Origin of the sequence: Metapseudomonas otitidis, from assembly GCF_900111835.1 — a bacterium.
Lineage (GTDB): Bacteria > Pseudomonadota > Gammaproteobacteria > Pseudomonadales > Pseudomonadaceae > Metapseudomonas > Metapseudomonas otitidis.
On record NZ_FOJP01000005.1, the window covers coordinates 93,167 to 108,289 of the forward strand.

General features: G+C 65.5%; 11 protein-coding genes. 9 read left to right on the plus strand and 2 right to left on the minus strand.

The window, feature by feature from the left end:
* Positions 1-24: 24 nt before the first annotated feature.
* From BM198_RS07675 to BM198_RS07695, 5 genes are all read left to right on the plus strand, one after another.
* A complete protein-coding gene (locus BM198_RS07675) occupies positions 25-1,002 on the plus strand; it encodes a Bug family tripartite tricarboxylate transporter substrate binding protein (RefSeq protein ID WP_074969005.1) in 978 nt (325 codons plus the stop codon).
* A gap of 99 nt (positions 1,003-1,101) precedes the next feature.
* Positions 1,102-1,557, plus strand: a complete 456-nt coding sequence (locus BM198_RS07680; protein ID WP_074969007.1) for a tripartite tricarboxylate transporter TctB family protein — start codon at positions 1,102-1,104, stop codon at positions 1,555-1,557.
* A 4-nt stretch (positions 1,558-1,561) separates the two neighbouring features.
* Entirely contained in the window at positions 1,562-3,073 is a 1,512-nt protein-coding gene (locus tag BM198_RS07685) for a tripartite tricarboxylate transporter permease (protein WP_044407265.1), read from the plus strand.
* Positions 3,066-4,094: an AbrB family transcriptional regulator gene (locus BM198_RS07690; protein ID WP_074969009.1), complete on the plus strand. Its 1,029-nt coding sequence runs from the start codon at positions 3,066-3,068 to the stop codon at positions 4,092-4,094. The genes BM198_RS07685 and BM198_RS07690 overlap by 8 nt, the downstream gene beginning before the upstream one ends.
* Positions 4,095-4,412: 318 nt before the next feature.
* The gene (locus tag BM198_RS07695) at positions 4,413-5,126 is read left to right on the plus strand and encodes a 4'-phosphopantetheinyl transferase family protein (protein WP_208275367.1); all 714 of its coding nucleotides are present in this window, start codon (positions 4,413-4,415) and stop codon (positions 5,124-5,126) included.
* A gap of 1 nt (position 5,127) precedes the next feature.
* Here the strand turns inward: BM198_RS07695 and BM198_RS07700 are convergent, their stop codons facing one another.
* Together BM198_RS07700 and BM198_RS07705 are read right to left on the minus strand one after the other, a co-directional pair.
* Positions 5,128-6,744 carry an ATP-binding protein gene (locus BM198_RS07700; RefSeq protein ID WP_074969013.1) on the minus strand — a complete coding sequence of 539 codons (1,617 nt, stop codon included), beginning with the start codon at positions 6,742-6,744 and terminating at the stop codon, positions 5,128-5,130.
* A 37-nt stretch (positions 6,745-6,781) separates the two neighbouring features.
* Complete coding sequence (locus tag BM198_RS07705; RefSeq protein ID WP_044407386.1) at positions 6,782-7,504, minus strand: response regulator; 723 nt, start codon at positions 7,502-7,504, stop codon at positions 6,782-6,784.
* Positions 7,505-8,213: 709 nt separating this feature from the next.
* Between BM198_RS07705 and BM198_RS07710 the strand changes: the two genes are divergently transcribed.
* The 4 genes from BM198_RS07710 (at position 8,214) to BM198_RS07720 (ending at position 14,456) form a co-directional block, all read left to right on the plus strand.
* The gene (locus BM198_RS07710) at positions 8,214-11,108 is read left to right on the plus strand and encodes a ribonucleoside-diphosphate reductase subunit alpha (protein ID WP_074969015.1); all 2,895 of its coding nucleotides are present in this window, start codon (positions 8,214-8,216) and stop codon (positions 11,106-11,108) included.
* A gap of 315 nt (positions 11,109-11,423) precedes the next feature.
* Positions 11,424-12,668, plus strand: coding sequence for a ribonucleotide-diphosphate reductase subunit beta (locus BM198_RS07715; RefSeq protein ID WP_044407281.1), 1,245 nt, complete (start codon positions 11,424-11,426; stop codon positions 12,666-12,668).
* Positions 12,669-12,785: 117 nt separating this feature from the next.
* Positions 12,786-13,574, plus strand: a complete 789-nt coding sequence (locus BM198_RS29545; protein ID WP_139233582.1) for a hypothetical protein — start codon at positions 12,786-12,788, stop codon at positions 13,572-13,574.
* A 348-nt stretch (positions 13,575-13,922) separates the two neighbouring features.
* Positions 13,923-14,456, plus strand: coding sequence for an REP-associated tyrosine transposase (locus tag BM198_RS07720; protein ID WP_074969017.1), 534 nt, complete (start codon positions 13,923-13,925; stop codon positions 14,454-14,456).
* Positions 14,457-15,123: the final 667 nt, after the last annotated feature.

Below are 15,123 nucleotides of genomic sequence, written 5' to 3' on the forward strand. Positions count from 1 at the left end.
ATAAGACTCCACAGGAGACAACCGATGAAGACCGCCCTCTCCCGCCTTGCCCTGCTCGCCACCGGCCTGCTGCTCTCCACCCAGCTGATGGCCGAGCCCAAGCGCCCCGAGTGCATCGCCCCGGCCGCCCCCGGCGGCGGCTTCGACCTCACCTGCAAGCTGGCCCAGAGCGCCCTGATGGACGCCAAGCTGCTCAGCAAGCCCATGCGCGTCACCTACATGCCCGGTGGCGTGGGTGCCGTGGCCTACAACGCCGTGGTCGCCCAGCGCCCCGGTGACGCCGGCACCATCACCGCCTGGTCCAGCGGCTCGCTGCTCAACCTGGCCCAGGGCAAGTTCGGCCGCTTCGACGAGAACGCCGTGCGCTGGCTCGCCGGCATCGGCACCAGCTACGGCGCCATCGCCGTGCGCAACGACTCCCCCTACAAGACCCTCGACGACCTGGTCAAAGCCCTCAAGGCCGACCCGGGCAAGGTGGTGATCGGCTCCTCCGGCACCGTCGGCAGCCAGGACTGGATGCAGACCGCCCTGCTGGCCAAGGCCGCCGGAATCGACCCGCGCAACCTGCGCTACGTGGCCCTGGAAGGCGGCGGCGAGATCGCCACCGCCCTGCTCGGCGGGCACATCCAGGTGGGCAGTACCGACATCTCCGACTCCATGCCGCACATCCTCGCCGGCAACATGCGCATCCTCGCCGTGCTCTCCGAAGAGCGCTTGCCGGGTGAGGACAAGGCCAACATCCCCACCGCCAAGGAACAGGGCTACGACATCACCTGGCCGGTGGTGCGTGGCTTCTACCTCGGCCCGAAGGTGAGCGACGAGGACTACGCCTGGTGGAAGGCCGCCTTCGACCAGCTGCTGGCCTCCGAGGACTTCGCCAAGCTGCGCGACCAGCGCGAGCTGTTCCCCTTCGCCATGACCGGCCCGGAACTGGACGCCTACGTGAAGCAGCGCGTCGCCCAGTACAAGGACATGGCCAAGGAGTTCGGCCTCACTCAGTAAGCGCTCACAAGAGCGTGAACAGACGCTAAGGCCCTGAACAGCCGGCTGAGCGCCCCCGCCAGCCGGCCCTCCGCGCCCCCATTCCGCGAGGAATCCCCCATGCTTTTTCAACGCCTGTTCAGTCTGGGCTGGCTGGTCGCATGCCTGTTTTTTGCCGCGCTCGCCTGGGACTACCACGCCGCCTTCTCCTATGAGCCGGTCGGCCCCCGCGCCTTCCCCCTGCTCACCCTCGGGCTGATGGCCGCTGCACTGCTGTGGCAGGTGCTGCGCCCCGGTGCCCTGCTGCACAAGCACGACGACACCCCGCTGGACGCCCCCACCCTGCGCAAGGTGATCGCCTGCATCGCCCTGCTGCTGGTCTACGCCGGGCTCTTCGAGCCGCTGGGCTTCATCCTCTCCAGCACCCTCGCCGGCCTGCTGATGGCCCGCCTGTACGGCGGCCGCTGGCTACCCAGCGCCATCGCCGCGCTGGCCATCAGCGTTGGCCTCTACCTGCTGTTCGACAAGACCCTGGACGTGCCCCTGCCGCTGGGCCTCCTCGACTTCCTGGAGTGACGACATGGATACCTTGAGCTACCTCGGCCAGGGCTTCGGCGTGGCCCTCTCCCCCTACAACCTGGTCACCGCCCTGGTGGGCACCCTGATCGGCACCGTGGTGGGCCTGCTGCCGGGCCTCGGCCCGATAAACGGCGTGGCCCTGCTGATCCCGGTGGCCTTCGCCCTCGGCCTGCCGCCGGAGTCGGCGCTGATCCTGCTGGCCGCCGTGTACCTGGGCTGCGAATACGGCGGGCGCATCAGCTCCATCCTGCTGAATATCCCCGGCGAAGCCTCCACCGTGATGACCACCCTCGACGGCTACCCCATGGCCCGCCAGGGTCTGGCCGGCGTCGCCCTGTCGCTGTCGGCCTGGAGCTCCTTCATCGGCGCCTTCATCGCCACCTGCGGCATGGTGCTGTTCGCCCCGCTGCTGGCCAAATGGGCCATCGCCTTCGGCCCGGCGGAGTACTTCGTGCTGATGGTGTTCGCCATCGTCGCCCTCGGCGGCATGGCCGGCGACCGGCCGCTGAAGACCTTCATCGCCGCCCTGCTCGGCCTGTTCCTCTCCACCATCGGCATCGACGCCAACAGCGGCGTGTACCGCTTCACCTTCGACAGCATCCATGTCGCCGACGGCATCCAGTTCGTCGTGCTGGTGCTGGGCCTGTTCTCGGTGAGCGAGATCCTCCTGCTGCTGGAGAAGACCCACCACGGCCACGTTGCGGTGAAAGCCACCGGGCGCATGCTGTTCAACCTCAAGGAAGCCGCGTCGGTCGCCGTGGTCAACCTGCGTTGCGGGGTGATGGGCTTCATCCTCGGCGTGCTGCCGGGCGCCGGCGCCACCCTGGCCAGCGCCGTGGCCTACATGACCGAGAAGAAGCTCGCCGGCGACTCCGGCAGGTTCGGCAAAGGCGACATGCGCGGACTGGCCGCCCCGGAAACCGCCATCGGCGCCTCCGCCTGCGGCGCCATGGTGCCGATGCTGACCCTGGGCGTTCCCGGCTCCGGCACCACGGCGGTGATGATCGGCGCACTGACGCTGTACAACATCACCCCCGGCCCGATGCTGTTCCAGCAGCAGCCGGACATCGTCTGGGGCCTGATCGCCTCGCTGTTCATCGCCAACGTCATGCTGGTGATCCTCAACATCCCGATGATCCGGATATTCACCCGCATCCTCGCCGTGCCCAACTGGGCCCTGGTGCCGGTGATCGCCATCATCACCTCCATCGGCGTCTATGCCGTGCACGCCACCACCTTCGACCTGTTCCTGATGGTCGCCATCGGCATCTTCGGCTACATCCTGCGCAAGCTGGACTTCCCCCTCTCGCCGCTGCTGCTGGGCTTCATCCTCGGCGGGCTGATGGAGCAGAACCTGCGCCGCGCGCTGTCCATCTCCAACGGCGAGCTGGGCATCCTCTGGTCCAGCCCCATCGCCATCGGCACCTGGGTGCTGGTAGCGGTGATGCTGGCCCTGCCGCTGGTGCGCATCTGGCGCCGCCGCGCCCGCCGGGAGGCCCTGGCGGATGCGTGATGGCTGGCGCAGCTGGTGGGCGACACCCCTGGTGGGCGCGGCGGGCGGCCTGCTCGCCAGCCTCGCCCACTGGCCGCTGCCGTGGATGATCGGCGCCCTGGTGGCGGTCATCCTGTTCCGCTGCGCCACGCCCTGGCAGATCCGCGACCTGCCGGGCGGGCGCAAGACCGGGCAATGGATCATCGGCATCGGCATCGGCCTGCACTTCACCCCCCAGGTGCTGGAGCAGGTCACCGCCCACTGGGCGCTGGTGCTCTTCGGTGCCCTGTTCACCAGCCTCTCCAGCGTCCTCGCCATCGGGCTGTTGCGCCGCAGCGGCGAGGACCGCGCCACCGCCTTCTTCGCCTGCATGCCCGGCGGCTCGGGGGAGATGGTCAACCTCGGCCAGCGCAACGGCGCCAGCACCAGCCGCGTGGCCGCGGCCCAGAGCCTGCGGGTGGTGGCCGTGGTGCTGTGCATACCGGCGCTGTTCAAACTGCTGCTGGGCGACGGCCCCGCCCTGCACACCAGCGCCCCGGTGGACTGGGCCTGGCTGGCCGTGCTGGTGCCGGCCGGCGGCCTGGTGGCGCTGCTCTGGCAACGCCTGCGCCAACCCAACCCCTGGTTGTTCGGCCCGCTGCTGGTCAGCGCCTGCGCCAGCGTCGCCTGGGACCTGCACATCGGCCTCCCCCCGGGGGCCAGCCAGGTGGGCCAGTTGCTGATCGGCAGCGGCCTGGGCTGCCACTTCGACCGCCCCTTCTTCCGCCGCGCCCCAGCCTTCCTCGCCCGCACCCTGCTGGGCACCGCACTGATGATCGGCTTCGCCAGCCTCTGCGCCTTCGGCATCGCCTGGGCCAGCGCCCTGGACCTGCGCTCCCTGACCCTGGGGATGATGCCCGGCGGCATCGCCGAGATGAGCCTCACCGCCGAGACCCTGCAGCTCTCCGTCCCGCTGGTCACTGCCCTGCAGGTGGCCCGGCTGCTGCTGGTGCTGTTCCTGGCCGAGCCGGTGTTCCGGCGCTGGCAGCGCCTGGCGCACTGACAATCCCCAGCGTGCGACCGCTTCGCAGGAGGGGGTGAGGCCACGAACCCCATCGCCCCCGCCATCAGGCTGCTTCCAAGGGCAGAATCCAAAGCAAAAAAAACGGGAGCCACAGGGCTCCCGTTCTCGATTCAGAGAAAACGCCGGGGCCGATAACGGCCCCAGGCTACAACCTCACCTGCGTTCCAGAAGAAACGCACAGCTAGTCTGGCAAAAGCCGACTGGACGATCCGTTTAGCTTTGGTAACCCGATTGCAAACATATGTAACCGAGCCAGCGTCTGGTCGGCCGCCCCACCGGCGCGGCAGAATGCGCGCCATGAACCTGACCCTGCCCCCTTTCTGCACCCAGCCCGATGCCGCCTGGCCCTTCGCCGAGGCGCTGGAGGGCGTGGGTTTCCACAGCTGCCGCTTCGACCCGGCGGCCCTCGACGATGGCGACTTCGCCCGCTGCAACATCCCCACCACGCCGAGCATCCAGCGCTCGGTGGCCAAGCGCCGTGCGGAGTACCTGGCCGGGCGGCTCTGCGCGCGTGCGGCCTTGCAGGCGCTCACCGGGCAGGCCGAGGTGCCCGCCACCGGCGAGGACCGGGCGCCGGTGTGGCCGGCCGGCGTCGTCGGCTCCATCACCCATGGCACCGGCCAGGCGGCCAGCGTGGTGGCCCGTGCCGAAGCATGGCGCGGCCTGGGGCTGGACCTGGAGCAGCGCCTGGAGCCCGAGCGCGCCCTGCGCCTGGCCGGGGAGATCCTCACCGAGGCCGAGCTGCAACGGCTCGACGCCCTGCCGCTGGAGGCCAGGGCCGAGCGGGTGACCCTGACCTTCTCCATCAAGGAGAGCCTGTTCAAGGCGCTCTACCCGCTGGTGGGGGTGCGCTTCTATTTCCATGATGCGGAAGTGCTGGCGGTGGACGACCACCGCGTGCAACTGCGCCTGTTGATCGACCTGTCCGCCGAATGGCACCAGGGCCGCGAGCTGCAGGGGCAGGTGCGCCACTACCCGGACCGCCTGCTGACCCTGGTGGCGGTGCGCTGACTCAGGAAGGCAGGCGTTCGCCCTGCCGGCACGGCCAGACCAGGCTGAACTGCGCGCCACCCAGGGCCTCGCTGCGGCCGATCTGCGCACGCCCGCTGTGCCAATAGATGATGCGCCGGACGATGGACAGGCCCAGGCCATGCCCGCCGGAGGCGCGGGTGCGGCTGTCGTCCAGCCGCAGGAAAGGGGTGAAGATGCGTTCCCAGGCGCTTTCCGGCACGCCGGGGCCGTCGTCCTCCACGTCGATGCGGCACAGCGCTTCGCCGATCTGGAAGCTCAGGCGCACCCGCGACTCGGCGTGGCGCATGGCATTGCTCACCAGGTTCTGCAGGGCCCGGTGCAGGTAGCGCGGCTCGGCCTCCACCCAGGCGCCCTCCTCGACACGGCCGAAGGCATGGCCGCGCTCGACGCGGATGGCCGGGCGCAGCGGCGCCAGCTCGGCGATCACCTGCTCCATCAGCGCATCCAGGTCGACCCGCTGGAAGTTCAGCGCCGGCGTGCCCTGCTCCAGGCGGGCGTAGGTCAGCATCTCGTCCACCAGCTTGTCGAGTTCCTGGATGTCGCCATCCATGCCTTCCATGTACTTACGCCGCGCGGTGTCGGTCTCGGCGTCGGCGATCATCTCCAGGCCGAAGCGCAGCCGCGCCACCGGCGTGCGCAGCTCGTGGGACACCGCCCGCACCAGCTCGCGCTGCACCGAGAGCAACTGTTGCAACTGCTCGGCCATGCCGTTGAAGGCGGCCGCCAGGCGCCCCACCGAGTCCGCGCCACGGGCCGGTACGCGGGCGTCCAGCTTGCCGTGGGCGATGCGCGTGGCCGCCGCTTCCAGCCCCAGCAGGCGCCGCTCCAGCTGGCGCACCAGCAGGTAGATGGTGAGGCCGATCAGGCTCAGCCCGAGCACGCCGATGAGGATCAGCAGCTCCGGCGGGTAAGGGTTCATCAGCACCAGCGGGCCGATCTCCAGCACCCAGGGCGTGTCGACGATGCCGGCGAAGATGCGGATGGAGTCGCCGCCCTTGCCCAGGGCCATCACCGTGTCGCCCTCGTCCACCCGGCGCCGCTGGTCTTCGTCGAGGTCGGCGTTCTCCAGGGTCACCAGGTGCAGGTCGAAGCCGAACTGCTTGCTCTCCTTCAGGGTCGCCAAGCGCTGCGGCTGTTCGTTGACCGGGTAGCGCACCAGCTCGTCGATCAGCAGGTAGACGGTGGCCCGGGCCAACTGCTCGCTGATCTGCTGCACCTCGCCGGTGAGCACCAGGTGGTCCTTTTCGCTCACCAGGCTGTAGACCTTGGCGGCGTGGGGGCCGGTCTGTTCCACCATCACCTGGCGGCGCAGCACGCGGGAGCGCACGCCGCTGTCGAGGCGGTCCTCGTCCAGGTCCTGCAGCGCCAGGGGGATGCCCAGCAGGCGGCCCCACAGCACCAGGGCGCGGCGGCGTTCCACCTGGGTCATGGGTTCGAGGTTGTCGGACATCAGGCGGAAGGTGCCGCGCGCCAGGCTTTCCCGGTAGCGGTCGGCGCGCACCTCGTTGACCTGGTGCAGGGTGAACACCCCCAGCAGGGCCACCAGCACCAGGGTGGCCAGCAGGCCGCCGTAGATGCGCAGGAAGATGGAGTTCATGGCCGCCCCCAGGCCACGGCCGAGCGGGCGGCGCGAGTCATGGCTGGCCGTCGGCCGCCTCGCCGACGAACAGGTAGCCCTTGCTGCGCACCGTCTTGATCAGGCGCGGGTGCATCGGGTCGTCGCCGATCTTGGGGCGGATGCGCGAGATGCGCACGTCGATGGAGCGGTCCTGGCCGTCGTACTCGATGCCGCGCAGGGCATTGAAGATCTCCTCGCGGGAGAGGATGCGCCCGGCGTTCACCGCCAGCAGCCAGAGCAGGTCGAACTCGGCGCTGGTCAGCTCGATGCTGCGCTCGCTGAGCCAGGCCTCGCGCATGGCGTTGTCGATCACCAGGCTGCCGAATTCCAGGCGCCGCGGGGTGTCTTCCACGCTGTCGGTCACGCCCTCGCTGCGCCGCAGCAGGGCACGGATGCGCGCCAGCAGCACGCGCGGGCGCACCGGCTTGCACACGTAGTCGTCGGCGCCCATCTCCAGGCCCAGCACCTGGTCCATGTCGTCGGTACGCGCGGTGAGCATCAGGATCGGGCCGTCGTAGCGCCCCCGTACCTTGCGGCAGATGGACAGGCCATCCTCACCCGGCAGCATCAGGTCCAGGATCACCAGGTCCGGGCGTTCCGCCAGGATGCGCGCCACCGCCTGGCCGCCGTCCGACTCGATGGACACCCGCAGGCCGTTGCCTTCCAGGTATTCACGGGTCAGCTCGGCCAGTCGCTGGTCGTCTTCGACAATGAGGATGCGCCAGGCTTCTTGTTCCACCACCTACTCCCACTCCAGCGCCGCGAGGGCCAGGAAAAACGCGCGGATTGTAGCAATGCCGGCCGTTCTGCACAGCGCATGCCAGAACAGCGGAAAAACACTACATATTGTGTTAGCTTGCGCACCCGTCGGCATCCTCGGATCGCCCCTGAAAAGGCCTGTGAAGTGACGACGAACGGCGTACCCCACGCCGCCCAAGGCCTACCCGGCGCCCGCCGGCCGCCGCGCACAGAGCACCCACAACTTATCCACAGCTTGTTCAGTACCCCTCGCCTTGCAATAGCCCAGACAGCGCATTATCTTGTACCCCCATCGCGCAGCACCCCTACATATTGGGGTTTTGCTAGATCACCAGGCACAACCAGAATCAAGTCCCGAAGAGCCTTTTCCGTGCATTCGAACCCGGTGATCCATCGAGAGTCCAACCCACCGCGCTGCCCCGGCAGACGGTGCCGGGGCGAGACGCGCAAGACGTGACCGCCACCGGAAGCGGTGCGCAGCCGGAGCAGGCCGCACCACTAGGTATTGTGTTTCAGTCGTCGTGCCTTAACACGGCGACCCTAGACTTTGTAGGGCCAGGGAGGCACCTGAGTCCGACCTCTCTGCCTTGTAGTACCTACCGCCCGGCCCTGGCCGGCGCGGCGAGCTTTGTAACGGAATAACGGGTGCCCCGGCGCCCAACCAGACCTATACGAACATGGAGACCCCCATGCAGACCGACACCACTCGCGAGAACCCGCAGGCCAACGCGCCGCTGGCAGCCGACTCCGCCCAGGACCTGGCCGCCACCGCTCCCGGCCAGCTGCGCGTGATCAAACGCAACGGCACCGTCGTCCCCTACACCGATGACAAGATCACCGTTGCCATCACCAAGGCGTTCCTCGCCGTGGAAGGCGGTACTGCCGCTGCTTCTTCCCGCATCCATGAAACCGTTGCCCGCCTGACCGAGCAGGTCACCGCGACCTTCAAGCGTCGCATGCCCTCCGGCGGCACCATCCACATCGAAGAAATCCAGGACCAGGTCGAACTGAGCCTGATGCGCGCTGGCGAGCAGAAGGTCGCCCGCGACTACGTGCTCTACCGCGAAGCCCGCGCCCAGGAGCGCGCCAAGCGTGGCGCCGCCGCCAGCGACGTTGCCGTGCCGCACCCGAGCATCCGCATCACCAAGGCCGACGGCAGCGTCCAGCCGCTGGACATGGGCCGCCTGCAGACCATCATCCGCGAAGCCTGCGAAGGCCTGGCCGAGGTGGACGGCGCCCTGATCGAGCGCGAAACCCTGAAGAACCTGTACGACGGCGTGGCCGAGAAGGACGTCAACACCGCCCTGGTGATGACCGCCCGCACCCTGGTGGAACGTGAGCCGAACTACTCCTACGTCACCGCCCGCCTGCTGATGGACACCCTGCGCGCCGAAGCCCTGGGCTTCCTCGGCGTGGCCGAAAGCGCCACCCACCACGAAATGGCCAACCTCTACACCAAGGCCCTGGCGGCCTATGTGGAGAAGGGTGCCGAGTTCGAGCTGATCGACCCCAAGCTCAAGGAATTCGACCTGGCCAAGCTGGGCGCCGCGCTGAACCACGAGCGTGACCAGCAGTTCACCTACCTCGGCCTGCAGACCCTGTACGACCGCTACTTCATCCACAAGGACGGCATCCGCTTCGAACTGCCGCAGGTCTTCTTCATGCGCGTGGCCATGGGCCTGGCCATCGAAGAGAAGGACCGTGAAGCCCGCGCCATCGAGTTCTACAACCTGCTCTCCTCGTTCGACTACATGTCGTCGACCCCGACCCTGTTCAACGCCGGCACCCTGCGTCCGCAGCTGTCCTCCTGCTACCTGACCACCGTGCCGGACGACCTGTCGGGCATCTACAACGCGATCCACGACAACGCCATGCTGTCGAAATTCGCCGGTGGCCTGGGCAACGACTGGACCCCGGTGCGCGCGCTGGGCTCCTACATCAAGGGCACCAACGGCAAGTCCCAGGGCGTCGTCCCCTTCCTGAAAGTGGTCAACGACACCGCCGTGGCCGTGAACCAGGGCGGCAAGCGCAAGGGCGCCGTCTGCGCCTACCTGGAAACCTGGCACCTGGACATCGAGGAATTCCTCGAACTGCGCAAGAACACCGGTGACGACCGTCGCCGCACCCACGACATGAACACCGCGAACTGGATTCCGGACCTGTTCATGAAGCGCGTCTTCGACGACGGCAAGTGGACGCTGTTCTCCCCGTCCGAAGTGCCGGACCTGCACGACCTGACCGGCAAGGCCTTCGAAGAGCGCTACGAGTATTACGAAGCCCTGACCGAGTACAACAAGATCAAGGTGTTCAAGGTCGTCCAGGCCAAGGACCTGTGGCGCAAGATGCTCTCCATGCTGTTCGAGACCGGCCACCCGTGGCTGACCTTCAAGGACCCGTGCAACCTGCGCAGCCCGCAGCAGCACGTGGGCGTCGTCCACAGCTCGAACCTGTGCACCGAGATCACCCTGAACACCAATGCCGACGAGATCGCCGTCTGCAACCTGGGCTCGATCAACCTGGTCAACCACATCGTCGACGGCAAGCTGGACACCGCCAAGCTGCAGAAGACCGTGAAGACCGCCGTGCGCATGCTCGATAACGTCATCGACATCAACTACTACTCGGTCCCGCAGGCTCGCAACTCGAACCTCAAGCACCGCCCGGTAGGCCTCGGCATCATGGGCTTCCAGGACGCCCTGTACCTGCAGCACATCGCCTACGGCTCCGACGCGGCCATCGAGTTCGCCGACAAGTCCATGGAAGCGGTGAGCTACTTCGCCATCCAGGCCTCCTGTGACCTGGCCGACGAGCGCGGCGCCTACGAGACCTTCGACGGCTCCCTGTGGTCCAAGGGCATCCTGCCGCTGGACTCCCAGCAGATCCTCATCGAAGCCCGTGGCCAGAAGTACATCGACGTCGACCTGACCGAGTCCCTCGACTGGGCCCCGGTGCGCGAGCGCGTCAAGAAAGGCATCCGCAACTCGAACATCATGGCCATCGCGCCGACCGCGACCATCGCCAACATCACCGGCGTATCGCAGTCCATCGAGCCGACCTACCAGAACCTGTACGTGAAATCGAACCTCTCCGGCGAGTTCACCGTGATCAACCCCTACCTGGTACGCGACCTCAAGGCCCGCGGCCTGTGGGACCCGGTCATGGTCAACGACCTGAAGTACTACGACGGCTCCGTGCAGCAGATCGAGCGCATCCCGCAAGACCTGAAAGACCTGTACGCCACCGCCTTCGAAGTCGAGACCAAGTGGATCGTCGACGCCGCCAGCCGCCGCCAGAAGTGGATCGATCAGGCCCAGTCCCTGAACCTCTACATCGCCGGCGCCTCCGGCAAGAAGCTGGACGTGACCTACCGCATGGCTTGGTACCGTGGCCTGAAGACCACCTACTACCTCCGTGCCCTGGCCGCCACCAGCACCGAGAAGTCCACCATCAACACCGGCAAGCTCAACGCCGTCAGCTCGGTGATCGACGAAGGCCTGCAGGCTGCCCCGGCCGCCGCGCCGCAGCCGGCGCCGGTGCCGAAGGCTTGCTCCATCGACAACCCCGACTGCGAAGCCTGCCAGTAACGCAGTCCCCGGCGCGGCCATCGCGTTGTTGGCCACTCGGCCGGACCCCATCACGTACGGACGTACGCTCAGGGGCTCCGGCCAAGTGCCCGCCTAGCGCTGACTCACGCCGGAAACTGCGGCGCGGCCGCAGCCAGCCCTCCCCTCTCCCGCCAGCGGGAGAGAGGGATGGGTAAAGAGGGAAACCTCAAGCAGTACCGAATCCGAACAGCACGTCCACAAACCGGGCGTGCAGGCCAGGCAAAGCACCGCCGGCCAGATGATCGCTTTAGCGTGCAACCCACTTTCACGCATCCAGACACCAGGAGAGGAAACATGCTCAGCTGGGACGAATTCGACAAAGAAGACCCCACCGAAGCCAAGGCCGCGCCCGCCGTTGCCCAGGCCGCGCAGAACGCCGACAAGCTCGACGACGAAGCCGCCGGCTCCGTGCAGGACGCCCGCGCCGTATCGGCTGACGACTCCGACGCCGTCGCCCGCGCCAAGAAGGCCCTCGACGCCCTCGACATCCAGGAAGGCCTGGACGACCTCGAAGGCGCCTCCGCACGCGTACAGGTCGGCGACAAGCAGATGATCAACGCCCGTGCCGACCTCAACCAGCTCGTACCCTTCAAGTACGACTGGGCCTGGCAGAAGTACCTGGATGGCTGCGCCAACCACTGGATGCCCCAGGAAGTGAACATGAACGCCGACATTGCCCTGTGGAAGAGCAAGGACGGCCTCAGCGAAGACGAGCGCCGCATCGTCATGCGCAACCTCGGCTTCTTCTCCACCGCCGACTCCCTGGTTGCCAACAACCTGGTACTGGCCGTGTACCGCCTGATCACCAACCCCGAATGCCGCCAGTACATCCTGCGCCAGGCCTTCGAAGAGGCGATCCACACCCACGCCTACCAGTACTGCATCGAGTCCCTGGGCATGGATGAAGGCGAGATCTTCAACATGTACCACGAGATTCCGAGCGTCGCGAAAAAGGCCTCCTGGGGCCTCAAGTACACCCGCTCCATCTCCGATCCGCAGTTCAACACCGGCACCCCGGAAACCGACCGCCAGTTCCTGCGCAACCTGATCGCCTACTACTGCGTACTGGAAGGCATCTTCTTCTACTGCGGCTTCACCCAGATCCTCTCCATGGGCCGCCGCAACAAGATGACCGGCACCGCCGAGCAGTTCCAGTACATCCTGCGCGACGAATCCATGCACCTGAACTTCGGCATCGACGTGATCAACCAGATCAAGATCGAAAACCCGCACCTGTGGGATGCCCAGATGAAGGACGAAGCCACCCAGATGATCCTCCAGGGCACCCAGCTCGAGATCGAATACGCACGCGACACCATGCCGCGCGGCGTACTGGGCATGAACGCCGCGATGATGGAGGACTACCTCAAGTTCATCGCCAACCGCCGCCTGACCCAGATCGGCCTGAAAGAGGAATACCCGGGCACCACCAACCCGTTCCCCTGGATGAGCGAGATCATGGACCTGAAGAAAGAGAAGAACTTCTTCGAGACCCGTGTGATCGAGTATCAGACTGGTGGTGCGCTGAGCTGGGATTGATTCCGGGTCAAACCATTAGGACTACTTAAAACGCTTCAACCTGATATGGATTTTCGGGGTAGCGAAGAAAGACGAAACCCCGCCTTGTGCGGGGTTTTTATTTTCCCAAGGTCAGTTATGCGCAAATCACATACTTTTCTGTTACTGCTTTCCTTCCTGGCCAATAACTACAGTCATGCTGACTTGCTGAAAGGCGAAGAAGAGTATGACAAAGCAATTTTAGCCTCGTCCCAACTACAGGAAATTTTGCTAGAGGAAAAAAGCCACCCAATAGAAAAAGAAGAGTCAGCCAGGAAAGAACAACTGAGAGAAGCTATCCTCAAGAGCACTGCAACATATAAAGATAACCTGGAGACCTCTGCAAAACTTGGCTTCGCACCAGCGCAACACCTTCTTGCCTATACCCTCACATTTGAAAAACCAAAAAACGAAAAAAGAATTTGCGAACTACTTGAACTCGCATCTCACCAGGGCCTACTCGCCTCCAGCCTAGCCAAAAGAACTTCATGTTCCGAATCAAGGAACATTATGAAAATCATTGAGGCACAACAGAAAGCGACACACGATATAGCCACCGGCCTATCAAGCGCCGACCCTTATTCCAGGTTTTACCCAATCCAGGCCTTCCAGCGACCTGAATGTGAAGATCTACCTTCGCTCGGCGAAAACCCCACATTGGAAGAAATGACGGCAGCACTCGCCGCTCCAAAACTAAGCCTCGCCCAGTTCACTGCGGAGGCGCACTTCATTGTTGCCCGTTATGAAAAAAACCTAGAAACCAAAGATGCACTTCAGCATCTAAGCCAAGCAGAGGAATCCGGTTGCAAAAGTCAGCATTTAGTTAATATCAAGCGCAATCTGACCAAGCGCCTTGAACAGCAAAAACTTGGTACTCAAAAGAACTAATCCGATTTAGTGCGTAGGGTGGATGACACTCTTCCCATCCACCAGCCGGCGTTGAATGCGGCACAACGGTGGATCGGTGAAACGCGATCCACCCTACCGAAGCCTGAACGTCGGGTGCCGGGGAAGGTGGAAACGAGCTTCCCGTTCACCTACCCTCCGCCCGCACCACGGCCAACTCGGGGCGTAGGGTGGATGGCGCTCTTTCCATCCACCAACCGGCGTTGAATGCGGCACAACGGTGGATCGGTAAAGCGCGATCCACCCTACCGGGGCCTGAACGTCGGGTGCCGGGGAAGGTGGAAACGATCTTCCCGTTCACCCGCACCGCCACTGACTCAAGGAGGGGTCATGTCCAACTACCGCCGCGCACGAATGCCGGGCGGCACCTACTTCTTTACCGTCAACCTGCGTGACCGGAGCAGCGACCTGCTGGTGCGCGAGATTCACCTGCTGCGCCAGACGGTGGGCTTGGTGAAGGCGCGCCTGCCCTTCCACATCGATGCCTGGGTGGTGCTCCCCGAACACATGCATTGCCTCTGGACGCTGCCACCCGGCGACCACGCCTTTGCCGAACGCTGGAAGGCCATCAAATTCGCCTTCTCCAAACGCCTGCCCGACACCGAACCCCGTACCGAACGGCAACGGACGCGAAAGGAGCGCGGCATCTGGCAACGCCGCTATTGGGAACATCTGATCCGCGACGACCTCGATTACCAGCGGCATTTCGATTACATCCACATCAACCCGATGAAACACGGGCACGTCCAACAGGTTCGGGATTGGCCGTATTCCAGCTTTCACCGAGCGGTGCGGGATGGCATCTACCCGGCGGATTGGGCAGGGAACGGGGTTGATACCGACGGAGCGCAGTGGGGCGAGTGAGGCCTGCGCCGGGCGAGCCGAGCGCGGCACAGCGGTGGATCGATAAAGCGCGATCCACCCTACGGGCCAAGCGCCAGAAGTCGGGCGAGGCGTGATGAGGGATCGCGGAAGCCCGGCCCACCGGCCAAGCGCCAAAAGCCATTCGGGGCGTAGGGTGGATGGCGCTCTTCCCATCCACCAACCGCCGTCGAGCGCGGCACAACGGTGGATCGATAAAGCGCGATCCACCCTACGGGCCATGCGCCAGGAGTAGGGCGAGGCGTGATGATGGACCGGTGAAGCCCGGCCCACCGGCCAAGCGCCGTAATCCATGCCGGGCGTAGGGTGGATGGCGTTCTTCCCATCCACCATCCGGCGTCGAGCGCGGCACACCGGTGGATCGATGAGGCGCAATCCACCCGATCCCGCCCTCCCGCTTCCGCCTGACCGATCAGCCATTTCCCACGCGGTAACTGCATTGCCACCTTCCGGGTGCGCCCATAGCCTCCGTCCCCGGCGCCTAAGAAACGCTTACTCACCTAGCGGCCTGACCGCTCCCGAAAGTTCAGCGGCTTTTTTGTGCATGCGGCACACTCGCGCACGCTCAAAACCTCTGTATGTCGGGAGTGGGCTAATACAAGACCCGAAAGGGGAATACGTCCGGCCCTCTAGGTGGGGTTTCTTAACT